25 protein-coding genes are annotated in these 26,503 nt (G+C 56.3%); 12 read left to right on the top strand and 13 right to left on the bottom strand.

The genetic code is table 11. The features are described 5' to 3' along the window. Window positions 1-16: 16 nt before the first annotated feature. The 6 genes from Q4D85_RS13450 to Q4D85_RS13425 form a co-directional block, all read right to left on the bottom strand. Entirely contained in the window at window positions 17-367 is a 351-nt protein-coding gene (locus Q4D85_RS13450; RefSeq protein WP_303201174.1) for a type IIL restriction-modification enzyme MmeI, read from the bottom strand. A gap of 264 nt (window positions 368-631) precedes the next feature. Beyond that, window positions 632-1,861, bottom strand: a complete 1,230-nt coding sequence (locus Q4D85_RS13445) for a hypothetical protein (protein WP_303201171.1) — start codon at window positions 1,859-1,861, stop codon at window positions 632-634. A 5-nt stretch (window positions 1,862-1,866) separates the two neighbouring features. Beyond that, window positions 1,867-3,234 (bottom strand): M1 family metallopeptidase, encoded by a 1,368-nt coding sequence (locus Q4D85_RS13440; protein WP_303201169.1) that lies wholly within the window; start codon window positions 3,232-3,234, stop codon window positions 1,867-1,869. A gap of 9 nt (window positions 3,235-3,243) precedes the next feature. Further along, a complete protein-coding gene (locus tag Q4D85_RS13435) occupies window positions 3,244-5,223 on the bottom strand; it encodes a prolyl oligopeptidase family protein (RefSeq protein WP_303201167.1) in 1,980 nt (659 codons plus the stop codon). A 163-nt stretch (window positions 5,224-5,386) separates the two neighbouring features. Beyond that, window positions 5,387-6,454: an alpha/beta hydrolase family protein gene (locus tag Q4D85_RS13430; protein WP_303201164.1), complete on the bottom strand. Its 1,068-nt coding sequence runs from the start codon at window positions 6,452-6,454 to the stop codon at window positions 5,387-5,389. 980 nt (window positions 6,455-7,434) lie between these two features. After that, entirely contained in the window at window positions 7,435-8,502 is a 1,068-nt protein-coding gene (locus Q4D85_RS13425) for an alpha/beta hydrolase family protein (RefSeq protein ID WP_303201161.1), read from the bottom strand. A 477-nt stretch (window positions 8,503-8,979) separates the two neighbouring features. Here Q4D85_RS13425 and Q4D85_RS13420 point away from each other — a divergent pair, with 477 nt between their 5' ends. Both Q4D85_RS13420 and lpdA read left to right on the top strand, forming a co-directional pair. After that, window positions 8,980-9,507 carry a hypothetical protein gene (locus tag Q4D85_RS13420; RefSeq protein WP_303201159.1) on the top strand — a complete coding sequence of 176 codons (528 nt, stop codon included), beginning with the start codon at window positions 8,980-8,982 and terminating at the stop codon, window positions 9,505-9,507. 502 nt (window positions 9,508-10,009) lie between these two features. Further along, window positions 10,010-11,422 carry a dihydrolipoyl dehydrogenase gene (lpdA, locus tag Q4D85_RS13415; RefSeq protein ID WP_303201157.1) on the top strand — a complete coding sequence of 471 codons (1,413 nt, stop codon included), beginning with the start codon at window positions 10,010-10,012 and terminating at the stop codon, window positions 11,420-11,422. A gap of 33 nt (window positions 11,423-11,455) precedes the next feature. On the opposite strand, the gene Q4D85_RS13410 is transcribed toward lpdA, so the two are convergent. The 4 genes from Q4D85_RS13410 to ramB form a co-directional block, all read right to left on the bottom strand. Continuing rightward, window positions 11,456-11,698, bottom strand: coding sequence for a hypothetical protein (locus Q4D85_RS13410; RefSeq protein ID WP_303201155.1), 243 nt, complete (start codon window positions 11,696-11,698; stop codon window positions 11,456-11,458). Further along, a complete protein-coding gene (locus tag Q4D85_RS13405; protein ID WP_303201154.1) occupies window positions 11,695-12,666 on the bottom strand; it encodes a serine hydrolase in 972 nt (323 codons plus the stop codon). Before Q4D85_RS13405 ends, Q4D85_RS13410 begins: the two co-directional genes overlap by 4 nt. Then, complete coding sequence (locus Q4D85_RS13400; RefSeq protein ID WP_303201153.1) at window positions 12,663-13,109, bottom strand: winged helix-turn-helix domain-containing protein; 447 nt, start codon at window positions 13,107-13,109, stop codon at window positions 12,663-12,665. Before Q4D85_RS13400 ends, Q4D85_RS13405 begins: the two co-directional genes overlap by 4 nt. Window positions 13,110-13,201: 92 nt before the next feature. Then, window positions 13,202-14,623, bottom strand: a complete 1,422-nt coding sequence (ramB, locus tag Q4D85_RS13395; protein WP_303201150.1) for an acetate metabolism transcriptional regulator RamB — start codon at window positions 14,621-14,623, stop codon at window positions 13,202-13,204. A 447-nt stretch (window positions 14,624-15,070) separates the two neighbouring features. On the opposite strand from ramB, the gene Q4D85_RS13390 reads away from it, so the two are divergent. From Q4D85_RS13390 to Q4D85_RS13350, 9 genes are all read left to right on the top strand, one after another. Continuing rightward, on the top strand, window positions 15,071-15,829 hold the full coding sequence (locus Q4D85_RS13390) for a succinate dehydrogenase cytochrome b subunit (protein WP_303201149.1): 759 nt from the start codon (window positions 15,071-15,073) through the stop codon (window positions 15,827-15,829). A 28-nt stretch (window positions 15,830-15,857) separates the two neighbouring features. Then, window positions 15,858-17,873: a fumarate reductase/succinate dehydrogenase flavoprotein subunit gene (locus Q4D85_RS13385; RefSeq protein WP_303201148.1), complete on the top strand. Its 2,016-nt coding sequence runs from the start codon at window positions 15,858-15,860 to the stop codon at window positions 17,871-17,873. Next, a complete protein-coding gene (locus Q4D85_RS13380; RefSeq protein WP_047261022.1) occupies window positions 17,873-18,622 on the top strand; it encodes a succinate dehydrogenase/fumarate reductase iron-sulfur subunit in 750 nt (249 codons plus the stop codon). Before Q4D85_RS13385 ends, Q4D85_RS13380 begins: the two co-directional genes overlap by 1 nt. A gap of 195 nt (window positions 18,623-18,817) precedes the next feature. Then, window positions 18,818-19,168 (top strand): hypothetical protein, encoded by a 351-nt coding sequence (locus Q4D85_RS13375; protein WP_303201146.1) that lies wholly within the window; start codon window positions 18,818-18,820, stop codon window positions 19,166-19,168. 432 nt (window positions 19,169-19,600) lie between these two features. Next, window positions 19,601-19,756, top strand: coding sequence for a hypothetical protein (locus tag Q4D85_RS13370; RefSeq protein WP_303201145.1), 156 nt, complete (start codon window positions 19,601-19,603; stop codon window positions 19,754-19,756). Between the two features lie 35 nt (window positions 19,757-19,791). Continuing rightward, window positions 19,792-20,586, top strand: coding sequence for a CPBP family intramembrane glutamic endopeptidase (locus Q4D85_RS13365; protein ID WP_303201144.1), 795 nt, complete (start codon window positions 19,792-19,794; stop codon window positions 20,584-20,586). Between the two features lie 89 nt (window positions 20,587-20,675). Next, entirely contained in the window at window positions 20,676-21,971 is a 1,296-nt protein-coding gene (locus Q4D85_RS13360; RefSeq protein ID WP_303201142.1) for a DUF445 domain-containing protein, read from the top strand. A gap of 33 nt (window positions 21,972-22,004) precedes the next feature. Then, a complete protein-coding gene (locus tag Q4D85_RS13355) occupies window positions 22,005-22,295 on the top strand; it encodes a DUF2516 family protein (protein ID WP_303201141.1) in 291 nt (96 codons plus the stop codon). Further along, window positions 22,295-22,813 (top strand): hypothetical protein, encoded by a 519-nt coding sequence (locus tag Q4D85_RS13350; RefSeq protein WP_303201140.1) that lies wholly within the window; start codon window positions 22,295-22,297, stop codon window positions 22,811-22,813. Before Q4D85_RS13355 ends, Q4D85_RS13350 begins: the two co-directional genes overlap by 1 nt. Before the next feature lie 3 nt (window positions 22,814-22,816). On the opposite strand, the gene Q4D85_RS13345 is transcribed toward Q4D85_RS13350, so the two are convergent. Genes Q4D85_RS13345 through Q4D85_RS13335 form a run of 3 tightly spaced genes read right to left on the bottom strand, consistent with a single transcriptional unit; the run spans window position 22,817 to window position 25,076 of the window. Then, entirely contained in the window at window positions 22,817-23,680 is an 864-nt protein-coding gene (locus Q4D85_RS13345; RefSeq protein WP_303201138.1) for a DUF2993 domain-containing protein, read from the bottom strand. A 56-nt stretch (window positions 23,681-23,736) separates the two neighbouring features. Further along, complete coding sequence (locus tag Q4D85_RS13340; protein ID WP_303201137.1) at window positions 23,737-24,543, bottom strand: class I SAM-dependent methyltransferase; 807 nt, start codon at window positions 24,541-24,543, stop codon at window positions 23,737-23,739. Between the two features lie 29 nt (window positions 24,544-24,572). After that, entirely contained in the window at window positions 24,573-25,076 is a 504-nt protein-coding gene (locus tag Q4D85_RS13335) for a DUF2505 domain-containing protein (RefSeq protein ID WP_303201136.1), read from the bottom strand. 29 nt (window positions 25,077-25,105) lie between these two features. On the opposite strand from Q4D85_RS13335, the gene Q4D85_RS13330 reads away from it, so the two are divergent. Then, window positions 25,106-26,230, top strand: a complete 1,125-nt coding sequence (locus tag Q4D85_RS13330) for a UDP-N-acetylmuramate dehydrogenase (protein WP_303201135.1) — start codon at window positions 25,106-25,108, stop codon at window positions 26,228-26,230. The last annotated feature ends 273 nt before the right edge of the window (window positions 26,231-26,503 follow it).

The raw sequence follows: 26,503 nt of genomic DNA, 5'->3' as shown, positions 1-26,503 counted from the left end.
TACTCATGAATCCTTCCTAGAAACCACTCACAAGTAGTCTGACAATTATTGGCTCACGGTAGTTAGTGGCGATGATAAACCGTGGCTCGTATTTCGTGACGTATTGTTCGGTACTTAAGTTGATGAGAACCTCAAGCGTGTTGTCAGATTCTGGATCTAGCTCGTGGAAATACACATCTTTTTTCAATGCGACTTCATGATCCGGGTCGGCGGCGACATTGAGTGCGCCTGTGCGCAACCGGGTGATGGTGCTTTTAGGTTTGCCGTAGACACCAAGGAGGTCGAAAATAAACTCCCGGTCATAGCTTTCGCGGTTACCGAGAGATTGAATTCGCTCATCAATTGCTTTCAAATTCAGTCGTGCCACGTATACAACCCTTCGGTGTAGAACCCCATCTGTATTTTTGAACGTATCCTTTGTAAGAATATCCCAAGGAAGCCCAAAAAAGGATTCTAATCAGCCCCATCTGATTCAGGTTTAGTTTTAGGAAAACGGGTGGCTAAAACTATGACCTTTGAGGGGGCTTTTTCCGCATGTTTAACGTGGCATACTATTTTCTAAACATCTGCGATCTGTAGTTTCGGCCTATACGCGGTGGTTTATCGGCAGCTAGTTGTTGCTGATGCTGCCTTAACTTCTGCTTGCACCCGCCTTCAACCCGCCCACATGCACAGATAGTCCCGTGATCGGACCTGCGGTGAGTGCCAGCCAGCTGGCCGTGGATAGTTCCAGTGGGGAGCTGAGAATCAGTGTCGCTACTATTGTCGCTGTGATCCAGCCGAGCAGATACACCCGGTGCTGTTCGACAGCCATGGTGGCAGCACCGGTGACCATGAGCGATGCGGTGCAGGCGGCACCGAGGGTCAACAGCGCAAGCAGCAAGGCCGGGGTGGTGTAGGAGGGTCCTAGGATCGTGACCATGAGCCAGGGACCGATAAGCCATGCGGCAGCGGCACCAACAATGCCGACGAGCCAGATCAGAGCCAATGGTTGGATCAGTGCGCGCCGGGGGTGGGTGGCGTGGTGGACGAAGCGCACGATGATCGCGGAGAGGAATTGTTGCAGCGGCACCAGGATGGGGGCGCGGGTGAGGGTGACGGCGTACACCACGACGGCGGTGCTCACTGGCGCGTGGCGATCAGCGCCGTGGGTGAGTTGCACGAGGGTGGGGAATCCGGTGATGAGGATGGCGCTGGCGCCGGAGGCGGCGATGGCGTAGCCCAGGCGGGTGAGGAATTGCCGCGTGGGGACGTCGGCATTGAGTCGGAGGCTGGCGCGCACGGGGGCGCTGAGAAGCACCAGTATCAGCCACGACCCGGCGCCCAGCACGGTGATGACGAGGAAAGCGACTAGTTTCCAGCCGAAAAGCCAGGCGACGATGGCGAGTATCATGCGGGAGGCGGTGTCGAGTGTTATCAGTACCGCGTAGCGTGACCACAGGCCCGCGCCGGAGAGCAGGCCGGCGACGGCGGCTTGGATGGCGTAGCTGCCTAAGCCGAGCGCCATGAGTCCCACCGCTATCCCGGCGGAATCCGAGACGATGCGGCCGACCCAGAGCGGGCCGGATGCGGCGGCGAGGATGGTGGTGATGAGCCCAAGCCAGGCGGCGATGACGATGGGGCGTGCCAGTGGGGTGGCAGCTGAGTCAGAACCAGGGGAGAGGGTGCCGTGCTTTTTCGCGGCGGCAACCGCGCGGGTGGTTTCTTGGGTGATGCCGGTGAGAAACCCGGTGGCGGCGAAGAAGAGCCCCCAGTAGGCGGCGAATTCCGTGGTTAGGGTGGTGTCGGTGCCGAATGCGCGGGCGGCGAGGATGACGACAACGAACCCGGAGATGCCAGCGATGATGGTGGCGATCGTCATGTATTTCATTGCTTAAGCTCCGGGAGTGGGGTTTCATATAGCCACGTATGCCACAGTGCATCGAGGGCGGCCGGGTCGATGCGGGCGTTGGTGCAGGCGGTGTAGGCGGCGTGGCGTAAATCCATCGGCTCAACCACTGAATGTCGCCCCGCCGCGCAGTAGCGGTGCAGCATGGAGAAGAATTCTTCGTCGCCAAGCAATTCGCGCAGGCTATGGACGACTAGTGCGCCGCGTTTATACACCCGGTCGTCGAACATGTCTTTCGGTCCCGGGTTTGCAAGCAGGAGGTCTTGCGGTAGCGCGCGGAGTTTCTCGTAGTGTTCCCGGGCGGATTGGGCTGCTGGTTTTGCCGCGGAGTGTTCAAACCACAGCCATTCGGCGTAGCAGGCGAAGCCTTCGTTGAGCCAAATGTCTTCCCATTGCGCCAATCCCAGGGAATTGCCGAACCATTGGTGGGAGAGCTCATGGGCGATGAGGCGTTCCCATTTTTTATCGCCCGCGATGTGGTTTGCGCCGAAACTGGAAAGCCCTTGGGCTTCGAGCGGGATCTCTAGGTCGTCTTCGGTGATTACCACCGAGTAGGAGTCGAAGGGGTAGGGGCCGAAGAGTTTTTCGTATAGTTCCAGCATGCGGGCCTGGTCGGCGAATTCATGGTGGAAGTTGTCGATTAAATTCCGGGGCACGTAGGCGTGGATCGGTACCCGGCTACCAGGGATGGTGATGTGGGCGTAGTCGCCGACGTGGATCGCCGCGAGGTACGCCGCCATGGGCGCGTCCGTTCGGTAGCGCCACCGGGTGTGCGCGCCAGTGGACGTACTGGCTATGAGTTTTCCGTTAGCCACCACGGTGTATGCCTTCGGCGCGGTGATCGTGAAATCGAAGTGGGCTTTTTCGTCCGGGGTGTCGTCGCAAGGGAACCAGCTGCGCGCGCCACACGGTTGGCTGGCCACCAGCGACCCGTTCGATAGTTCCTCCCACCCAATCTCGCCCCACACCGAGGGCACGGGCCGGGGGTTTCCCTGGTAGCGGATGGTGATGGTGAATTCGTGATCGACCGGGATGGCCTCGGTAAAAGTGATGCGGAGTTTGTCGTGGGCGTGCCGGAACCGCGCGACGGACACGTCGTGGCCGCTGGTGCCGCGTGCGGTCACCGATCGCACCTTGAGCGTGTCCGATAAATCCAGCGACAGTGTTTTCAGCGGCAGGTAGTTATCGACGTCGCAGGTGACCTGCCCGGTTAAATGATTCGGGCCGACCCGGTAATCCAGGTCAAGCTCGTAGCGGCGAATGTGAAACCCCAGGTTGAAATCAATTCCCGTGTAAGCGTCACGGGTCCCTGGGATTGGGGTGGAACGAAGCGCTGAACTTTTCATACTGGTTGTCTAGTGTACAAGTTGGTACAACCAGTTATAGACCAACGCCTCCACGGTCGCCGTTTGATCGTTATCGGCAGCACCCGCGTGGCCACCCTCGCTGTTTTCGTAATAATCCACCGGCTGCCCAGCCGCCGCCAAGGCACGCGCAAATAGCCGCGCATGCGCCGGATGCACCCGGTCGTCGCGGGTAGAGGTAGTAATTAACGCCGGGGGATACTGCCTATCTGCCCGCTTGTCGACGTTATGAAGCGGCGAATACTTCTCTAACACCGCCCGCTCCGCAGCCACCGCAGGATCGCCATATTCCGCCATCCAACTCGCACCGGCTGACCAGGTGTGATAGCGCAGCATATCGCACAGCGGCACCTGGATCACCGCCGCAGCGAATAACTCCGGATAGCTGGTCAGCGCCACCGCACCTAATAACCCGCCATTAGAACCACCCCGGATCGCCACGTGGTCGCTGCGCGCGTAGCCACGAGCCACAATATCGCGCAGCACCGCCTGGTGATCCTCAAAGACCCGCATCCTATTCGTCTTCGTCGCCTGCTCATGCCACTTCGGTCCGTATTCGCCACCGCCCCGCAGATTCGCCTGAACATAGAAGAATCCGCGTTCCAACCACGCCAACCCGCGAATCGCCGAGTAGCCAGGAACCAGCGACACCTCAAAGCCACCGTAGGCATAGACCAACGTTGGGCGTGGGCGCGTGGCGGAAAAATCACCAGTAATGAAATACGGAACTTTGGTGCCGTCGGCGGAAACCGCATAATGCTGCCGGGTGGAAAGCCCGGTGGCGTCGAAAAGCGACGGCGCGCTACGCACCGGTGTAAGCTCATCCGTCAACCGGTACAACGTGTCTGGCTGGACGAAACTGGACGCCCGAATCCACACTTCATGAGAAAACGGATCGGTGGCCACCACCTGCGCGGTGACGTCGTCAGGCAACGGAACCGGTACAAACGGCTGATCCCAACTCCCTAGCGGCAGGCGAAGAATCTTACTCGTCACATCGGATAAGACGGTGATAAAAACCTCCGACTTACTTAAACTAATCGACTGCAGACTAGAAGACTCATCCGGACTAAACAACACCGAAAACTCGCGCTGACCAGCCAAAAACTCGGCGCAGCCCATAACCCCCAACCCGCCCGGGGCAATACCGGCGAAACCCGAGCGCGGCAACACAAACAAGAAACCACGCGCGACAAAAACCTCGCAGTCCTCCGGAACCTCAATTTGCGTCAACCCGGAATCCGTCTCGATGAATGTCTGCTTCCGATAAAAATCCAACACCCGAGTGACAAACTTATTTCGGAAATCCGGGTGCGTATCCGCCCACGCCTGCACCATCATGTCATCGACAGAACCTGCGAAAAACTCCGCAGACTGGGCAAGCGGCTCACCCCGACGCCACAGGTGGGCGCGCGCCGGGTAACCCGAGGTGGTTAGCGCGCCGTCGCCGAAATCGGTACACACCAAGACCGTATCCAAGTCCACCCAACTGATCTGGGTTTTCGCCTCGGCTACCCAGAACCCATCTGCGATGAAGCTCAAAGTGCCCAGGTCGAATTCCCGAATCTCCACCGCATCGGCCCCGCCGCGGGATAATTCCACCAACGCCCGATCCTGCTCCAGGCGAACGTGTGCGCCCTTCCACACCCAGTTTTCGTCCTCGCGGGCGGCTAGTGCATCGATGTCGAGCAATACCTCCCAATCGGTGTCATCGCCAAGGTAACTGTCAAGCGTCGTGCGGCGCCACAACCCGCGTGGGTGATCCGCATCGCGCCAGAAGTTATAGAGAAACTCGCCTCGGCGGGTGACATAGGCAATGCGGTCGTCGGTGTCCAGTACCGTGCGGATTCGGTGCTTAAGCTCGGGGTCGATGATCGCAGCAGTTTCCGTCGACCATGTGTTGGCCCACTCCAACGCCGCAGGGGATTCGATCGGCTCCAACGCTTCCGGTTCGATGAGGTGATACTGCATGGGAATCCTTCGGGGTTGGTGTGACGGCGGGCAGTGCGCCGGGTGGTTCTGGTGCTAGTGCGGCACACGTTACGGGCGTGGGTTATTGCACCTGGTATTTGCACATGGTGTTGCACGCTTAAGCATACGGTGGGGTTTACCAAGGGTAAAACCCTGCAAAAATTTAAGAATTAAACGCTCGCTCAAAGGTCGGCCATGAATCCCGCAGATCCTGCTTCCAATAGCCCCACGAATGCGTGCCTGTATTGCGCATATTGAACGTGGCTGGGATATTCAAGGACTCAAGCTTCTTCTTAAAATCGTGGGTGCATTGATTCGTGGCTGCCTCAATAGCCCCACCGCTGGTTGTGCTGATCGTCGCGGACATGGAGGCAATGAACGGATCGACACCACGCAATCTGGAACCATTCGGCATATCGGCTTCGCCACCGAGACCGCTGCCGTTGGATACGTAAATCTCCGTATTACGCAAGCTCTCGGCGTTGATGAGTGCATCGTTGTAGTGCCACAACGGGCCACCCCACGCACCCCACATTTGCTCAATGGTTGCGGCACCACGCTGCAACGTCAACGCGATATAGGCGGTAGGCGCTGGCTTCGAGGAAGCATAGCAACCGGAAAAAGCGCCAACGGCATCGTAGAAACCTGGATTATGCTCGGCCAATAACACGGAACTGGTCGCCGACATAGACATGCCCGCAATGGCGCGTTTGCCGTTCGCCTTGAGTTCTTTTTCCATCGGGCCGGGCAGTTCCTTGGTCAGGAATGTCTCCCACATTTGCTTCCCGCCCAGTGCGGCGTTTTCCGATACCCAATCCGAGTAATACGAGAATTTACCGGTCATGGGGATCACCACATTGACGTTCTTTTCCCGATAAAAATCTAAAACGTCGGTCTGCATGAGCCAGTTCGCATCGCCCTCGCCGCCGTCACCGCCATTAAGCAGGTAAATAATGGGACGATTCGGCTCCGCAGCCCTAATGACCACCAGCGGTATCTCCCGGTTATTCATCGCAGGCGAGGTCGCCCACATTTCCTCCACTCGCTCGCCGCTGACATTTGCGCGCCATTTCAGTTGCTGCTCGGGGTACTTCGCCCCGGAGATTGTCGCTAGCGGGGTGTCGCCCGCAACTTGTGCTGGTGTGACTTCGGCGCTGTGGGCAATCGGGGCGGTGCAGATGGCGGCCGCGCAAAGCCCAGCCAGCGTTGTTGCTAATCGAGTGAACTTCATCAGTGGCAGATTCCTCAAGTGAAACAAAATGGATCAGGTATGCAAAACAAAACGTGCATATATGTAATCGATAGGCTAGATGAATGTGTTAGCGCTCTATCCATTATCAACTATAAGGATCGGCCACGATCTGGGCGCTATTTTATGCAAATAACGTTATGCAATTGTTGCGGGTTCCCGCCGAAGTTTTTGCTTGTCGACGAATGCGTGGCAGCAGTGTTTCTGGTGCCCTTTAGATGGGCGGAAAGATTGGTATTGAAGGTTCTCTGAAATGCGAGACTGCGGGTAATGCGCTGAGCGAATAGTGCATTGACATGGCTTTTCCGCAATATTTTCGAAGGCCCTGTTTCGTGAAACCGGCTGTAAAACGGCGGTCAGCTCGGGTGGAAAATCCCCAACTCGACTTTTGCGTTTCTTAGTCCACAAAATGAACCACCATACCGCGGAAAGGTCGAGTTGCTCTTAGCGCCTTGCATCAATGACGCGCTATACCGCAGTTTTGAGATGCTGGCCGTCCGCAACCACCCGCAGGAATACGCCAGAAAGTGCATCACCAAAGAACCTCATCCCAAGAAGTCAAAATGATTCCTGCCATACGCCTTCAACTAAGCGAGAGTTTCCACACGAACCTGTTCTCGGAGACTGCCAACATGTGAGAACTTAACCCAACTCGACTTTTGCGTTCCTTAGTCTATGAAATGAACCACCAAACCGCGGAAAGGTCGAGTTGCCCTTTGGTGGCCTGGACCGCCTGCCTTTTTTCAGGGGCTGATTTCTAATGGTGCGGCCCTATAACTTCAGCGCTCAAGTGCGGAAAGTGAGGAATTAGAAGTTGGTGTTTTCCACATGTCAGGATTGTTGATTTGTTTGTGGCTTTGAGATCGTCGTAAAGCTCACCGACAAAAGACGCCGGAAAACGCTACGAGTCCGCACCCAGACCTTTCGGTGTTGGGTGCGGACTCGTGTGAAGCGTGTGTTATTTAAGAATTGAAGCTTGCTTCAAATACTGGCCACGAGTGGCGCAGGTCTTCCTGCCAGTATCCCCATGAGTGGGTGCCAGTGTTGCGCATATTGAAGTGAGCTGGAATCTGGAGAGAATCTAGCTTCTTCTTAAAGTCGTGAGTGCACTGGTTTGTGGCTGCTTCAATGGCGCCACCCTCAACAGTGGTAGCGGTAGCGGCGATAGAAGCGATTGCTGGATCGACGCCACGCAGACGTGGGCCGCCCGGCATATCCCATTCGCCAGCAAGGCCGCTGCCGTTGGAGACGTAGATCGCGGTGTTGCGCAGGCCTTCCGCCTGAGTGAGCACATCGTTGTGGTGCCACTGCGGTCCACCCCACTTGCCCCACATCTGTTCAATGGTCGCGCCGCCGCGTTGCAGGGTCAATGCGATATAGGCGGTTGGTGCGGGCTTCGCGGAGGCATAGCAACCCGAGAAAGAGCCGATGGCGTCGTAGAAGCCAGGGTTGTGTGCAGCCAAGAGTGCGGAGCTGGTTGCGGACATCGACATGCCGGCGATGGCACGTTTGCCGTTGGCCTTGAGTTCCTTCTCAATTGGCCCTGGAAGTTCCCTGGTGAGGAACGTTTCCCACATTTGCTTACCGCCCAACCCGGCATTTTCGGATACCCAGTCGGTGTAATAGGAGAACTTGCCGGACATAGGGATGACGACGTTGACGTTCTTTTCCTTATAGAAATCGATAACGTCGGTCTGCATGATCCAGTTCGCGCGACCTTCACCGCCGTCGCCGCCGTTGAGCAGGTAAATGGTGGGGCGATTGGCTTCCGTAGCCTTGATGATAACCAGCGGAACCTCACGGTTGTTCATCGCTGGCGAGGTAGCCCACATTTCCACAACGCGATCGCCATCGACCTTTTCGCGCCACCGGAGAGATTCGCCATTGGTGTCTTTCGGCCCTGAGATGACCGAAACTGGTGCATCCCCAGAAAGCTGTTGCGGGGTTACATTTGCGGCGTGTGCAGGCAGCGCGCTGGCGAAAATTGTCAGGCTTGCTACGGTCGCCAGTATCCGACGGGTGATCTTCATAAGCGTAGATTTCCTATAAGTCTTACAAATGGTTGCTATAAAGCACTAACCACTCCATCGGGTGGCGGGCTCAATGTGTTAGCACGGAGTTCAAGAAAAATGATAGAGCAACCACGTCGCAATATCTAGCGAAGCGGGAAGCTGTGCCGCGCCACCATTCCTGTGACTGATGTGATTATTGGGGTTAATGTGGCGAAATGTGGAAACTATGTATCCAAATCAAAGCAGCGGCCCGGTGATACTGGTCGGAGGAATCGGGGGTGGCTGACGGTGTGGCATTGGAGCGTGAGGGGATTTACCTTTACTGTCATAAAAAATTGCTAAATTAACGCTTACTCAAAGATTAAAATTCTGACACTGTTACCGCAGCGGGGACTACGGCTATAAGGCACCGGGCTGTGGTTTCGGGTGTAGAAAATTTGGTACTTTGAGCCATTGATATTCGTCCGCCTCAAATGCCGAAGAAAGGTGAAGGAAATGAAAAAGCTATTAAGTTTTGCGGCTGTGGTTGCTGTGGGTGTGTCGTTGGTTGTGGTTCCGTCTGTTTCTGCTGTGGAGTTGGAGATTGGTCCTGAGTATAGTCCTGAGCGTCGTGCTGTGATTATGGCTAATGCTGAGAGGCTTGAGCTTGCGGCTAAGGAGCGTGCGCTGCGGCAGGCTGATGGTGAGTATGACAAATCCCCGCATTCTTTTTTCTCGGCGCGGTATATTGTTGCTTCTGATGTTTCTTCTGTTGAGAAGATGTGGGATTGTTGGAAGGACTACCCACGTAATTTTTCGAACCCATTTTTGCGGGTTGAGGGGCGCGGTGTTCTACCGATTGATGATGAAAGGCAGTGGATTGAGTGTCCGTTGTTGCCGATAACGGATAAGGATCGTGAGGTTGCTGCTCAGGAATTAGCTGATGGTTCTGCGGTTCAATCGTCGCCGGGGGTCATTTCGAGCTTGTTGGCTGCCTTTTGGCGGGTTGTCAGTGCTGTTAAGAGTTTCTTGGGTCTACAGTAGCTTTTTACTGCTTCCTGAATGAGGGGCACGGTCATACCGCATGGCTGTGTCCCTTGCTTGCTATTTAGTATCTTTTAGGTCGCCTTAGTCGCGGGTAGGTGGGGCTAGCAATCGGGGTAAATCGTCGAATAGTTGAGGCGTTGCCGGGAAATTGTGCTTGATGAATGTAACGTCATTTCCAACGATGGCAATGTAGAAGTTGTATTCTCTTTTGCAGTTCCGTCAAACCATTGTAAGGAAATAACATATGTCTTTCATTGAAACTGTTGTCGTGAAAATCAACGAATTCCTGGGGATGCTGCTTCACATGGGCTCTTCAGCTTCCAGTGAACTGGGCGGCTCTTTGGGGTTGTTCTAAACCCACGCTCGCGCATTTTTCGCGCAGCTAATGTGCGTTGATAGCCCACCTTATGTGGAAACATGGGGTGGGTTTTCGCGTGAAATTTTAAGAAAACCTCGGTAAAATGCGACATTTTTCCAGAATTTCCGTATTCTAGTGGGCGTGACTGAACATTTTGACGTAGTAGTACTCGGCGCTGGCCCAGGTGGCTATGTGTCCGCCATTCGCGCAGCTCAGCTAGGTTTAAAGGTTGCTGTAGTTGAGAAGCAGTACTGGGGCGGTGTGTGCCTCAATGTTGGCTGCATTCCTTCTAAGGCGCTATTAAAGAACGCCGAGGTTGCCCACATCTTCAACCATGAGGCTAAGACCTTCGGTATTTCCGGTGACGTGAGCTTCGACTTTGGCATTGCGCACAGCCGTTCGCGCAAGGTCTCGGAGGGCATTGTCAAGGGCGTTCACTACCTTATGAAGAAGAATAAGATCACCGAGATCAATGGCCTGGGCGTGTTTAAGGACGCTAAAACCATCGAGGTAACCGAGGGTAAAGATGCGGGCAAGGTTATTACCTTCGATAACTGCATCATTGCTACGGGTTCGGTCGTGCGGTCGCTGCCGGGGGTAGAGATCGGCGGCAATATCGTCTCCTTTGAAGAGCAAATCCTTAACCCAGAAGCACCGCAGTCGATGGTCATCGTCGGTGCGGGTGCAATCGGCATGGAGTTTGCCTACGTGCTGGCTAATTACGGTGTGGACATCACCATCGTTGAATTTATGGATCGGGTTCTTCCCAACGAAGACGCTGACGTGTCCAAGGAGATTGCGAAGCAATACAAGAAACTCGGCGTGAAGCTTCTTACCGGCCATAAGACCACCGCGATCCGCGATTTGGGTGACGGTGGCGTTGAGGTTGACGTCGAATCCAAGGATGGTTCGAAGTCGGAAACCCTCAAGGCCGACCGGGTTATGGTTTCCATCGGTTTCGCGCCACGGGTCGAAGGCTATGGCTTGGAGAACACCGGCGTGAAGCTGACCGATCGTGGTGCCATCGACATTGATGATCGGATGCGCACCAATGTTCCTGGTATCTACGCCATCGGCGACGTCACCGCGAAGCTTCAGCTGGCACACGTGGCTGAAGCTCAGGGCGTGGTTGCTGCTGAAACTATCGCGAATGCGGAAACCCAGGAATTGGGCGATTACATGATGATGCCACGCGCAACGTTCTGTAACCCGCAGGTTGCCTCCTTCGGCTACACCGAGGAGCAGGCGAAGGAGAAGTTCGCTGGTCGCGAGATTAAGACCGCAACCTTCCCATTCTCTGCCAACGGTAAGGCACAGGGTTTGGCGGAGTCCGCTGGCTTTGTCAAGATCGTCGCAGACGCCGAATACGGTGAGTTGCTGGGTGCCCACATGGTTGGTGCCAGCGTCTCCGAATTGCTGCCGGAGCTTACCCTGGCGCAGCGTTTCGACCTCACCTGTGAGGAAATCGGACGCAATGTCCACACCCACCCAACTTTGTCGGAGGCCATGAAAGAAGCCGCCGAAGGCATCATGGGTCACATGATCAACCTCTAATAGGATTCGGTCCGATCGCCCCCAACCGCTTAGCTACGGTTGGGGGTGGTTTGCGTTGTGCGGCCGGGCCCTGAGAATGGCCACGATGAAGCACGCTCCGGCAACGTACCAGGCGATAATAGGTAGCATTGAGGGGTCGGAATGCCTGGTAAGCACCGTTGATAGAATCAGGCAGGTGAAAGCCGTGTTTGCCACGGTGGGGATAAGTTTCTTGGGGCGGATCGCGGCGACGGCAGCGGAAATAAGAAGGAATCCGAGAACGAGATAGACAATCATGGGGATAATACCTCCAATACGAGTGTTGTGGGGGTGGCGGTGGTGTTGGAAAGTCCGAGTGCGAATGAACGCTTGGCTTCGTCAAAAGCCAATATGCTGCTAAACCCGCCGGTCATGCCGTTGTGAAATGTGAAACCATCTTTCCTAATCCAGCCGTAGTCGGGTATGCCATGCTCCTGTACGTGCTGGGCAAATCGTGCGAGGTCGTCGGCGGTAGAAACGATTGCACCTGCCGGGGCGTAGCCGTCCATGGGCCAGGTTGCGGCATGGTGGCCAGTGGCTAAGTATCCCGCCTTAAACTCGGGGGATTCGGTGGTGGCTACACGTGTGTTTGCCATGGCGAGTGGGCGAAGAATCCTAGTGGCAACAAGCTCGGGGTAAGGTGTTTGTGCTTGCTGTGCCAGAATTTGTCCCAATAATGCGTAACCGTAATTGGAGTACTGGTACGTCCCGACATTGCTTAACGGTTGATCTTTGGCCTGGTCAAGAACGTCGGAGGCGGTGATGCCTGCGTAAGGATTGCGATTGAGGTACGTGGTAGTAACACTGCGTAAGACCAAGTTGCGCGGTAATCGAGGTAGCCCGGAGGTGTGGTTTGCCAGGTCGCGGATGGTAACCGTATCGCTGGGGAATGCCACAAACGAAGAAACCGGGGCGTCAAGACTGATCTCGCCGCGTTCGACCGCTTGGCGGAGAAGTTCCACGGTAAACATCTTGGTTATCGATCCGATTTCGAATTGCGTATGTTCGTCCGCGCCCAGCCCGGCGAATGTGGTGGTGTCGCCGTCATGGTTGGCAACGGCGAGCGCCTTGCTGCCGGGTGGTGCCTGGGCTGCGAGGGTGCCGGCAAGCGTAGTGTCGCCGGTGCGGGTGGGTTCTAGGAAAATGGGGCGCGGGCCTGCGGCAATGAGTATGGCCGCGACCAAAATCGCCACCACGATGTTTCGGCGCGGAATGGTAGCGATCATGGCAATTCCCCCGCGGCGATGATGCAGAGCAGTGGAATTACCCGCGTGCCTGGTATCCGAAACTGACCGGTGGCGGTTTTCTCCACCCAACCAGCCGCGACGAGCGCATTGATGTGGTGATAACAGCTGCCTTGGCTGGTGGTTATTCCCCGCGCTACTAGTTCCGGGACGGTGGTGGGGGCGTCGAAAAGCGTGCGCATGATGGCAAAACGCTGCGGATGCGCCAGTGCCGCGACCCGATTGAGGCTGGATTCCCAGGCAGTGTCGATGAGATGCGCTGCGGGACGGGCCCATTCGTATTCCCAGTTGCCGCCCGCAGCTGTGGCGGAGCCGGAGAACGTGACCATGTCGTCGTCGCTTAGGGCGGCGGGTGTAGCCAGCTGCTGTTCCAGCGCCGATACACGGTTTTCTACGGCTTCAAGCCGGGTGAGGAAGTCGTCCATGTTCAGTATTTTAAAGTTCTAAAATTCTGAAATCAAGGAACTTGTGCTTTTCGACGCCCCCACCGTCGGCGGTTGAGGCACTGAGCCTTGGGCTAGTACGGCGCGACGTTCGAGGCGTGCGGGTCGACGGAAATCGTGCGGTTGATTGCCGGAAACGCGCGCTGGGCGCAATTTTCTCGAGTACATACGCGGCAGCCCACCCCAATCGGGACGGCGGAAGAAAAATCCCGCAAATCGAAACCGGTTGCGTACACTGTGCGATCGGCATGGCGGGCATCGCAGCCGAGTCCAATGGCAAAGAGCTTTCCGGTCTCGCCAAACCTGCCCTGGTGGTGTTTGACGGTGCGGGCGATCCAAAGGTAATTGCGACCATCGGGCATTTGGGCGAGCTGCCGCATGATGGTGCCGGGGTTGGCGAAGGTCTCGTACACGTTCCACAGCGGGCAAGTGCCGCCGGAATGGGTGAAATGAAAGCCGGTGGCGGATTGGCGTTTGCTCATATTTCCGGCGCGGTCGACCCGCACGAAGGTAAACGGAATGCCGCGCAACTTCGGACGTTGGAGCGTCGACAAGCGGTGGCACAGGGTTTCGTAACCGACGCCGAACATCTGGCACAAATACTCGATGTCGTAGCCATTGCGTTCGGCTTCCTGGTGGAACATCCGGTAGGGCAGCATGAGGGCGGCGGCGAAATAGGAGGCGACGCCGCGCAACGCTAGGCGACGGGCCTCCTCGGTGGTGAAATGCCACTCGTCGACGACATTGTTAATGAGTTCACCCGCCTCTAAATATCCCAATTCCGCCGCCATGCGAAACGCCCGCTGACCGGCGATGAGTCGGGAGGACAGCGTCAAGGTCTGGGACGCAAGGTCGAGGTTGTGCAGCTGGTTGCCAATGTCTGCTCCCGTGGTCACGCCAATGCCGTGCTTGCTGGTGAGCCGCTCACTCAACGCCGACTCGGTGGCGCGGACAGCGAAAGTGGATACGCCCAAATCGGCGGCAATGGCTTCGGCCTTGAGATCGATGGCGTCGAGATAGTTCTGCCGGGCGTAGAAAAAATCGCGCACCTCGTCGTGCGGCATGGACAAGGCTTCGGAGACCGCACCTTGATCGTTTGCGGTCAGGCGCACGTCGGTGGCAACCGATAGTTTGTCCCGGACGTTTCGGTAGCGGCGATGCATGTCCACCATCGTGCGGGCGATGCTGGGGTGGTTTTGCACCATCTCATTGAGCTCGTGGATGGGGATTGGGGTGGGGCATAGTTCCTTGTCGAGCACCACGTCCTGGATTTCCGCGAGCAGGCGCGAGTCGTCGTCGCGGGAGAAAAACGTCGCGTCGACGCCGAAGGTCTCGGTGATTCGATTGAGGACAGGCAGGGTGAGGGGACGAACGTCGTGTTCGATTTGGTTGACGTAGCTTGCCGAAAGCCCCAAGGTGGCGGCCAAGGACGCTTGACTTAAGTCGCGTTCCCGGCGTAATTGGCGAAGTCGCGAGCCTACGTAGGTTTTAGCCATGGTGGCTAGCTTAGTCAACGCGGCTTTCCTGTCGGATGTTTTTGCTTGTTCTTTGCAATAAATCTTCGCAATTTTGTGTAGTTGGGAATTTTTTGTGTTGGCGATGCGTTGCACAGGGTGGCTGGTTGCATTCGTTTCCCAGTTCACGGCATACTTTGACACCCAACTTAAGGTCAATAATTCGATTGATACCAAAAGGGTGGGATTTTTTTACACCGGAAAAATCCGTTAAAAATACGGTGTATTTCAGGGTGTCATTTAACGCTCGTGTAAAAGTGCAGTTGGTAGCGTCGCGAAACGTATAAAGGGACGGCGATATCAGGTCAGGCTACCCTTAATTGCAGGTAGTTGCCTATTTTTTGCGGTGTGGGGTAAGTCACAGGTCGCTGTGGCGAGTGGTTAGCAAGGCATTCGGGGGAATAAAGTAAGGGCGACACTGGAGGTGCCATGACTGTAAATAACATCGACCGTGACGCAATCGCTCACGGCAAAATCACAGAAAAGCCGCTGCGTGAGCGGCCAAAGTATCCGACATGGGCATTGAAGCTAACAATGGCCATCACCGGCCTGATTTTCGCAGGCTTCGTCGTGTTCCACATGGTCGGAAACCTAAAGGTATTCCTGCCTCACTATGAGGACGGAACCCACCCGATTGACGTATATGGACAGTGGCTACGTGAACTCATGTACCCACTCATGCCACACGAGACGTTCCTGTGGATCTTCCGTATCGTGCTGTTGGCGGCAATTGCACTGCATATCTACGGTGCATTCGCGCTGACCAGTCGATCTCACCGGTCCCGCGGTAAGTTCCGCCGCACCAACCTGGTTGGTGGCATGAACTCGTTTACCACCAAAACGATGCTGGTCACCGGCATTATTTTGCTGGCTTTCATCATCTTCCACATTCTGGATCTCACCGCAGGTGTAGCCCCAGCCGCAAGCGACGTGTTCGAGCACGGAGCAATCTACGCAAACATGGTTGCCAGCTTCTCCCGTTGGCCAGTGACCATCTTCTATGTCATCGCCATGGTTGTGTTGTTCCTCCACCTTTCGCACGGCATTTGGCTGGCAGTTTCCGACCTGGGTATCACCGGCAAGCGCTGGCGCGCCATTTTGTTGGTCGTCGCATACCTGGTGCCAGCAATTGTGATGATTGGCAACATCTCGATTCCGCTTTCCATCGCCTTGGGCTTGGTCGGCTAGGTCGAAGAAGGACGAAAAGGTACAAAATATGAGCACTCACGCTGAAACCGCAACTCGCCCTGAGTTCAACCACCCAGCTTCCATCGTCCCTGGCGTCGTACCAGGCACCGTACTGGACGCACACGAGCCAAAGGGCGTTCCTGTCCGCGAAATGTGGCAGTACCACAAAGACCACATGGAACTGGTCTCCCCGCTTAACCGTCGTAAGTTCCGCGTTCTCGTCGTCGGAACCGGCCTTTCCGGTGGTGCAGCCGCAGCTGCCCTCGGCGAACTTGGTTACGACGTCAAGGCATTCACCTACCACGACGCACCTCGCCGTGCACACTCCATCGCCGCACAGGGTGGCGTTAACTCCGCCCGTGGCAAGAAGGTGGACAACGACGGCGCATACCGTCACGCAAAGGACACCGTAAAGGGCGGCGACTTCCGCTGCCGCGAGTCCGACTGCTGGCGCTTGGCTATCGAATCCGCTCGCGTAATTGACCACATGAATGCCATCGGTGCCCCATTCGCCCGCGAATACGGCGGCGCACTGGCAACCCGTTCCTTCGGTGGTGTGCAGGTATCCCGTACCTACTACACCCGTGGTCAGACTGGTCAGCAGCTGCAGCTTTCCACTGCATCCTCGCTGCAGCGCCAGATTCACCTCGGTTCCGTGGAGATTTTCACCCACAACGACATGGTGGATCTCATCGTTACCGAAAAGGACGGCAAGAAGCGCTGCGAAGGTGTGGTTATGCGTAACCTCATCACCGGTGAGCTCACCGCTCATACCGGCCACGCAGTCATCTTGGCAACCGGTGGTTACGGCAACGTTTACCACATGTCGACCCTGGCTAAGAACTCCAATGCTGGCGCAATCATGCGCGCATACGAGGCAGGCGCATACTTCGCATCGCCTTCCTTCATTCAGTTCCACCCAACCGGTCTGCCAGTGAACTCCGAATGGCAATCCAAGACCATTCTGATGTCCGAGTCCCTGCGTAACGACGGCCGCGTGTGGTCGCCCATCAAGCCCAACGACGACCGCGATCCGAATACCATTCCGGAAGAAGAGCGCGACTACTTCCTGGAGCGCCGCTACCCGGCATTCGGCAACCTGGTTCCTCGTGACGTGGCGTCCCGCGCCATCTCCCAGCAGATCAACGCCGGTCTGGGTGTTGGCCCGCTGCACAACGCCGCATACCTGGACTTCCGCGACGCTATCGAGCGCCTCGGCCAGGACACCATCCGGGAGCGTTACTCCAACCTCTTCCAGATGTATGAAGAGGCAATCGGTGAAGACCCATATAGCTCGCCGATGCGTATCGCCCCTACTTGCCACTTCACCATGGGTGGGTTGTGGACCGACTTCAACGAGATGACCTCCATCCCTGGTCTGTTCGCAGCTGGCGAATGCTCCTGGACCTACCACGGTGCAAACCGTTTGGGTGCTAACTCGCTGCTGTCGGCGTCGGTCGACGGTTGGTTCACCCTGCCGTTTACCATCCCGAACTTCCTGGCAGGCTACTTGGGTCAAGAACGCCTCGCCGAGAACGCACCTGAAGTACAGGTTGCACTCGATCGGGCGCAAGCTCGCATCGATAAACTCATGAACATCAAGGGCTCTAACCCACACGGTCCGGAGTATTACCACCGGCAGTTGGGCGAAATCCTCTACTTCTCCTGCGGTGTTGCCCGCAATATCGAAGACCTCAAGGACGGTATCGAAAAGATCCGCGCCCTGCGTAAGGACTTCTGGGCAAACCTGCGCATCACCGGCAACCAGGACGAAATGAACCAGGTACTGGAATACGCAGCCCGCGTCGCCGACTACATCGACCTCGGCGAGCTGATGTGCGTGGATGCATTGGACCGCGACGAGTCTTGCGGTGCTCACTTCCGTGACGATCACCTTTCCGAAGAAGGCGAGGCTGAGCGTGACGACGAAAACTGGTGCTTCGTTTCCGCATGGGAGCCAGGTGCAAGCGAAGGCGAATTCATCCGCCACGCAGAACCTCTCGTGTTTGAAGCGATCCCTCTGATGACAAGGAATTACAAGTAATGAAACTACATCTTGAAATCTGGCGTCAGGCCGGGCCTTATCAGGAGGGCCACTTCGAGACCGTCATTGTCGAAGACGCCGTAGCGCAAATGTCCATCCTCGAACTGCTGGACCACGTCAACACCGGCATGGTCGAACGTGGCGAAGAGCCATTCGCATTCGCCTCCGACTGCCGCGAAGGCATCTGCGGTACCTGTGGTCTGTTGGTTAACGGCCGACCACACGGTCTGGAGCAAAACCAGCCTGCATGTCAGCAGCGTCTGCTGAACGTGGCCGATGGTTCTACCCTCAAGATCGAGCCATTCCGCTCCGCAGCATTCCCAGTGATCAAGGACATGGTTGTTGACCGTTCCGCCCTGGACCGGGTCATGCAGCAAGGTGGTTATGTCAGCGTCAACGCAGGTACTGCACCTGATGCTGATACCCTCCACATGAACCACCAGACCGCTGAGCTTGCTCTTGACCACGCTGCCTGCATCGGCTGTGGTGCCTGTGTGGCTGCTTGCCCGAACGGTGCAGCTCACCTGTTCACCGGCGCTAAGCTGGTTCACCTTTCGCTCATGCCAATGGGTAAGGAAGAACGCGGCCGTCGTGCCCGCAAGATGGTGGACGAGTTGGAAACCAACTTCGGTCACTGCTCCTTGTACGGTGAATGTGCAGACGTATGCCCAGCAGGCATTCCGCTCACTGCGGTTGCGGCCATTAACAAGGAACGCGCTCGCGCATTCTTCACCGCTAAGGACGCTTAAGCCTTACCCCCAAACGGGATAGCCTGCCAGTACGCATGACCAAAACTTCACGTAGGCATTGCTACACTGGCAGGCAGGCTTGAGGCTCCGCGATTGGGGCTCTCACTTTTATCGGTTGGCTGGACGCATTTGTTGGCTGGCTCTTCCATAAACTTAAGAACCCTGTTGATTAAAGCTCAGTAGAAAGGCATCCACATGTCCGCTGAAAAGCACGTGGCTGAATACCCAGTCTTCAATGGCGAGGTTTCTAGCCGTATGCAGTACATTGACGGCTACGATCCGGTTAGCTTAGGTGCACCGCACTCTTCTTTGCTGCGCACCAGCACGTGGTTGGGTATGGGCTTTGTACTCACGTCGCTTGCTGGCTTTGGCCTCATCATTTTCGGTGCTGCTACCCAGATTTACGGCACCCAAGAAGCCGCAATGACGTATCTATACATCGGTATTGTCCTGGCAGCCGCGCTGCTGATCGGTGGTTTCGGCCTGATTCACTACGGCCGCCGCTACTACCGGCAATACCGCGCTGAAACCGGCCGGGTGAACTAACACACCACGGCACCTCCCAAGAAGGCCCCACTTCGGTGGGGCCTTTTTAGCGTCGTGAATTTTCAAGGGGCCTAGGGGTAAGGGACGAAAAGTGTGTCTACTTCTGGGTATTGGCCCAGGTTAGAGCGGATAAATCGGTGCTGGTTTTGGGTAACTCGACCTTTTGGTGGCCAGGTGGTTGGTTTCGTGGCTTGAGAAACGTAACGGTCGAGTTGGGGAATGCCCGTGAATGAATCGTGGTTTTTGAGAAAAGGTTTGTGGATCTTAGCTGGGGCAACGATTAGCGCGAAAAGCCAGTTCAACGGGTAAGGCACTCTAGCATCTTCACTTACCAAGACGTACGTGGGGCCAACCAGAGACGCTTCTTTACTCTTAACCCATTTTCTGTATTGCTATTCTCCGTTACTCCAAGGTTTTTGTTTCAATAGAAATATGAAAAGCTCTCGTATCGTCATTGCTGTGTTGATTACACTGATTACCCTGTTGTCGTCGGTAAGTTTGATCCAATATGCCTGGGAATTAGGAGATCAAATGCCAGGTGACTCGGAAGAAACCACCGCGTACTCGACAACGCCGGTTCCGGTGTAGCCGTGAGATAACTAAAAAAGATTGAGAATATCCGAATGAGACTTTCTGGAGACCACACGACTACCGAAACCCAGCCTGATGCTGGTCGAGCGACTCTGCTTATAGCGGTGCGGCTGGGACTGGTTGTCGTTGTAACCGGTTTTCTGTGGCTGTACCAGCAGAAAGCGTTGGGCATTGATGGTTTTCCGCCCGGCAGTTTTCTGGCCACGATCGGGCTATTGCCGGTCAACATCGTGTGTTTGTGGTTGGTTGTGGCGTTGTATCGCCGCATGGGGGTAACGGTGCGGCAAGCGGTCGGGGTGCGCACGGGAAGAATTGCAGTCGACATCGGCTGGGGCTTGCTGTGGTTCATGGTGCTTAATCTGCCGTTTATGGTGGTGATATGGCTGGTGATGTTTGCTATCTACGGCACCGAAGTGCTTTCTGCCTTTGAGGTGATCTTTATTGATAACGCGGCAGTGGCGGCGGGAAACTCGCCGGTTGCCATAGCGGTGGGGATCGTTTCACTGATTGGTTTTGTGGCGATCAATGCCCTAACCGAAGAATTGGTTTTTCGGGGCTACGGCCTCGCCGGGCTTAAACGGCGGCTGGGGGCAACAATCGCTGTAGTGAGCTCGTCCGTTGCATTCGGGATGCAGCATATATTTTTTGCATCGACTGGTGCGGCGATGCTGGTGTATTTCATGGCGTTTACGGTTTGGGGGCTTATAGCCTGCGTGATCGTGCGTCGCCAGGGCAGATTATTTCCGGTGCTGGTCGCACACGCACTGGTTAATTTTCTCGGCGCAGCGCCCGGTGTGGGGATCGCGGTGTATCAGCTTATGAATTAATTGCGCTGTGCGTCTGCCCTGGGCGATCAAACCGGGTGTGAATGTCTAATAGATAAAAGATAGTTCGGTGGTGGGGCATAATGGCTAGCATGAGTACAAGTGACCGTCTCGCTGTTCCTGGACCGTCGCCTGAGGTAGAGGCGAGGCGTCGAAAAGAGCTACGGCAACATAAAGCATTCGCTACCGGTTTATTGGTGTTCGCCGCTGTGGTCTTCTTGGGCTGCCGGTGGTACGAAACTCAGGTGGATGTGGACGCTACCTGGGTGGGCTTTGTCCGGGCTGCCGCCGAGGCGGGCATGATTGGTGGTTTGGCGGACTGGTTCGCCGTCACCGCGCTTTTCCGCTACCCGTTGGGGCTTAAAATTCCGCACACGGCGATTATCCGCCGCAAGAAAGACCAAGTGGGCGAAGCCTTGAGCGGGTTCGTGGGCGATAACTTCCTCAATGCGGAACTGATTACCGAGAAGGTGTCCAAAGCGCAGGTGCCGGAGCGGATCGCCCAGTGGTTGGTGCAACCAGCCAATGCGGAGACGGTGTCGCGGGAGGTGGGTAAGTTTACCGCCAATGCGGTTAATGCACTAGACCCCAAGGACGCCGAGGCGGTTATCCGCTCGTCGTTGATTGATAAATTGGCGCAGCCCGAGTGGGGGCCGCCGTTGGGGCGGACGTTGGAGAAGCTTGTCGACGGCGGCCAGGTGGAGCCGTTGGTCGATCAATTCCTTGGTTGGGTACACAAGAAAGCGCTCAGCTCTGAGGAAACTATCGTGCGTATCTTGGATGAGCGGGCACCGTCGTGGGCGCCGAAATTCGTCAATGAGCTCGTTGGCGACCGGGTGTATCGGGAATTGATTACCTGGACGGCTGCGGTCAATTCCGATAAAAACCACGAGGCACGGGCGGCGATTCGGAGATTCATTAATCAATTCGTCGAGGATTTACAAAACGATCCGACGATGATCGCCCGGGTGGAGGAGATCAAAGCTGACGTCATGAATTCCGAACCGGTCAAGGACGCGGCTGGCACCCTGTGGGAACTGGCCCGCGACAACGTGGTGACCGCCGCGGTGGATCCGGATTCGGTCCTGCGGCGCAAGATTGTGGAGCTGGCGATCACGTGGGGTACCAAACTTCAAGAGGACCCGCAGTTGCGGCAGTCCTTGGATCGTCGGATCACCGGTGCCGCCGCATTCTTGGCGGACAACTACGCCGCTGAGGTCACCGGCATTATTTCCGAGACGATTGAACGTTGGGACGCTGATGAGGCCAGCGACAAGATCGAATTGATGGTGGGCAAGGATCTGCAGTACATTCGGCTTAATGGCACCATCGTGGGTGCGTTGGCTGGTTTGGCTATTTATAGCGTTTCTTATCTATTATTCGGATAACTGCTTGTGTGAAAAAGGGAGCCTTATACAGTGTTGAGCGAGATTAATTTCGTACTGAATTGGACGATTGACGGGATCTTTTTAGCCATCTCGGTCGCTGCTTTAGTGGGCGCGATTTTGGTGATGAGCACCCGCGACGACGCCTTCCCGGCGGCGGACCGCCAAAGTAAGTGGGTATGGGCCGGATTGCTCGGCGGGTCGGCGGTCGCCATTTTCACCATGTTGCCGTTTTTATCCTGGATCGGCATTGTTATTACCGGCCTGTATTGGTTTGATGTGCGGCCGCAAATTAAGAATATTCTCGGCGGAAATTACGAGTGGTAATGAAGATTTATCGCACGATTATTGACCATAGCCCCACCCAGAAACCGGCCGCGGCGGAATTGGCCGCTGACAATATCTGCGTGCTTCCTAATCGGGTGGAAATTGCTAAGGGTGATATTGCCACCTTCGCCGGGTTCCCAACTGGCCAACATCACGTGCTGGTCAAGGCTGCGGAGGCCCGGTTGGCCGTTGAGCAGGGGGCGCGGCTTGTGATCGTGGTGCCCGCGAGCTTGATTGAACACGAGCTACTGACAGAGGTTGTGACGCTGCGCCAAGCGGTTGCCCACCCCGCGACGTTGGCGGTGGCCCTAGACACCCGCACGCTTGACGACGCCACCACGCTCGCGGCGGCCGAGGTTATCCGTAACGGCGGCGCCGATGCGGTGTGTTCCGGGATTTATGAATCCCGCCCAACCGCCCACACGGTGCTTGGGGGCATCTTGCCGTTAATAGCTATCGGCCCCACACCAGATCATGCGGTGGGGGCCGATATTTGGTTGGCTACAGGCCAACCCTAACGCTTATTGTGCTGGTCGTGGGGCGGTAGTGGGGTTGAGATACGGCTGATTGCCGAGCTCATTCAGATTGACGTTTTCACCGCGCAGTTTCATGCGGATGCCGCCGTCTTCCACGGTGATGGATTCCATTTCCAGGCCGCTGTCGGTCAGGGAACCAACACCGGAGCTAAGCCCATTGGTGATGGCATCGGAGGCACCGGCTGGCAGGTCGAAGCCAAACAGCGCAGTATTTTTGACGGTAAATTTCACCTGGCCGTTGACCACCTCTGGCACCAGGGTGAGCGTGGCGGCACCGTTGGTGAATTCGACGTCCATGGAATTCTCGGCTTTTTTGCTGGTCACGTTGGTGACTTTAATGATGTTCTGTAATAGCCCTTGCGCTAGATCCTGGAGGGATTCAGCATTCGGGTCGAGGTTATCCAGCGATAATTGTGGGGTTTCCGACTGATTGGCCGCGACGGAACGCTGGATCAGCGCGAGGATAACCTCATCGCGCATAACCGTTTCCATTTCCAGAGTACGTGCGGTGGGGTTCTGGGTGTCCTGGAATTTCAAGCCATTCATCACCATGTGGGTTTCGGGATTTCCCTGGAGATCCGGCAGGCCGTCTTGCGGGTTGGTGACCACCTTGGCAGAAGATGGCGCATCGACCTTGATGTACGGGATTTCGCCCTTGGCGATGCCAAACAACAGCGGGGTGGAACCGAATGCGACGTCTACCTCTTGGCTTTGTTTGGTTTCGGAACTTGAGGAAAAGGACTGTTTCATTTGGTTTCCGAGGTACCACCGTAACCCGAATTCGGCTACGAAGATCAGGATGAGCAGTAACGCGACGATGCCAACTAGGACTTTTCCAAAAGTTCTCATAGCTATCCAGTTTGGCGGATTCTCGGTGATTCCGCCACAAGTTTTGAAACAATCATTTACGGCGCAACTACCGACCACGGAACGGTTAACACATTGTCTTGTACCAACCGGCTCCGGGCTATTGGAATGTGCTCCGCTATGAGTTTTCGGGCTTCGTTCCACCGAATGCGCGGGCCGAAGCTTTCAAAGCCGCTGGCTTTGTCCCAGCAGTCGTCGATAAGCGTAAGTAAGTCGTGGATTCTTTCGCCCGCAGTATTCCGGTGAATGAGTATCTTCGGCAACCGCTCCGCAATATCGGAGGGGCGGGACAGCTCCCACGGATCCCAGGCCAAGGTCAATGAGACCGGGCCGGTGGAATCCAAAAGCACCCACGTTGCGCGTTTGCCGATTTCGTCGCAGGTTCCTTCGACGAAAAACCCGCCGGGTGCCAGCCGCTCGCAGACCATGCCCCAGGCGGCTTCCACCTGCGCCACATCGTATTGGCGCAATACATTGAAGGCTCGCACCAGCTGCGGAGTGTATCCGGCCAATTCAAAGCCGCCGAGTTCGAAACGCACTCCGTCGCGGGGCGGTAGCACCCGCTCCGGATCGATTTCCAGCCCGATAACCGTGGTGGCCGGGTTTGCTTTCCACAGCCACCGAGCCCACTCGCAGGTGGTGGTGTGGCTTGCCCCATAACCCACGTCGACAGCGAGTGGTTGCGGGGTGGTGCGCAGCAGTCGGTTGAGTTCAGGATTATAAAAAACCCATCGGTCGCAGCGCCGCAACCGGTTAAAACCCGTGGTGCCGCGCGTAATAACGCCGATGGGTTTGGTGGAGTTACGGCTGAAATCTGCGCGCTTATTGTGCCCGTGATACGCCATTGCGAGAAAACTACCACCAAGAAAAATTCTTAGAGGTTAGCGCTGATCCAGGCTTCGGTGAGCGCACCTTCGTTGGCGAACAAATCTGCCAGAGCCTCAGCCACCTTAGGTTCAATGACGGAACCCATCATGGGGATATTGACAGAAACATCATTGGCGTATGCCAGGGTGGTCACCTCACCTGCGCCGCTGAGCGCGATGTCGCCCTTGAAATCAACCGGGGTGCCCTTGACATCGGCGGTGTAGGAAAGAGTAGCGGCGTTATCGGTCAATGCCCCCACAGTGACGACGCGCTTAACCTTGAGTGCCTGGGAGATCATGACCCGGACAGCTTCAGGAACGATTTCCATCGGTAGCACTTCAAATAGGGTTGCTACGGCGCCACCGTCGGCTGCGGTGAACTCGTGCACCTCGCCCGGTTCTGGGGATAGCGTCGCCGCGATATGTGCCCAATAATCTGGATTGGTCAAGGCTGCGTGGACTTTTTCCGCAGGATGATTGATTGTTACGGTGTTCTCACTACGTGTACTCATGTCTACAGACTACCCTTAGTGGGGTGAGTATGCCCATTAATGAATTGTTAGCCACCATCGAAGCATTCGACCACGTCGTTATCGACAACACCCCATTTCATCAGTTGACGACCCTGCATCTCGGTGGCACTCCACGCGCCACCATCCGCTGCGGTAGCAAAACTGCAGTTTGTGAGGTGGTGCAGTTATTGGACGCCAACGACATTCCGCTTCTGATCGTGGGCGGCGGTTCTAATCTAGTAGTCGCTGATGGCGATGTACCGGTCGTAGCCGTGGTTTTAGAATGCGCCGATTACCACATTGACCCCGCTTCGGGCCTGCTGGAAGCAGAAGCTGGCGCTGTATGGGACGATATCGTCGCCGCCAGCGTCACCGCCGGTCTGGGGGGAATTGAGTGTTTGTCGGGGATTCCCGGTTCGGCCGGAGCAACCCCGGTGCAAAATGTTGGTGCCTACGGCGTGGAGATCTCCGATGTTCTCACCGAGGTGGAGTTATTCGACCGTGCTACCTGTGAACGGTCCTGGGTACCGGCTAGCTCCTTGGACTTGGCCTACCGGTATTCCAATCTGAAATTCACCTCGCGGGCGGTGGTGCTGGCCATTCGGCTTGCATTGCGCACCGATGGACTTTCCGCCCCGCTGCGGTTCGGGGAACTGGCTCGGGAATTGGCGGTGGTGCAGGCGGACACTGATGCACGCCGACCGGTCGCCGACGTGCGGGCGGCGGTGCTGAAACTGCGACGGGCGAAGGGAATGGTGTACGACGAAACCGATCATGATACCTGGTCGGCCGGGTCGTTTTTTACCAATCCAATCGTGCCTGAAGAGGTTGCTAACCAGGTGCGGGAGGTCGTCGAAAAGCAATACGGTGCTGAGACTGCGGCGGCCATGCCATGTTTCGACGCGGGCGTGGCGGGGAAGAAACTTTCCGCAGCGTGGCTCATTGACCGGGCAGGATTTAGCAAGGGCTATCCCGGACGCGGGCCCGCTCGCTTGTCAACGAAGCACACGTTGGCATTAACGAACCGGGGAACCGCCACAACCGAGGACTTGGTGGCTCTTGCCCGTGACATCCGGTCCGGGGTCTACTCTGCGTTTTCCGTCACATTGGAACCAGAACCGGTTTGGGTCGGCGTTGCCATCAACGGCGACTAACGATGAGCAAAAGATAAGGTCTCGTGCTTTTGCAGTTCGGCTTCCCAGTGTGGATAGGCTGACAGCGCTGTTTCCAGCCCCAAGTGCTTAGGCTTGTAAGGTTTCGGTATCTGCACAGGCTATGAACTCGACTGATTCTGCATGAGGGCGGGGTGTCCGGTGTTCCTGGGGCGGATTGGTCGAGTTGGTGGTTCCAGTGGGGTGTTCTGAAACCATGCTGATCGGGGGTTTGGGGCTTTGGGCTTAGGGTTTTGGGCTTGTCGGCTCGACCTT

It is taken from the genome of Corynebacterium sp., assembly GCF_030532965.1.
Classification (GTDB): Bacteria; Actinomycetota; Actinomycetes; order Mycobacteriales; family Mycobacteriaceae; genus Corynebacterium.
This window is presented reverse-complemented; position numbering and strand designations above follow the sequence as displayed.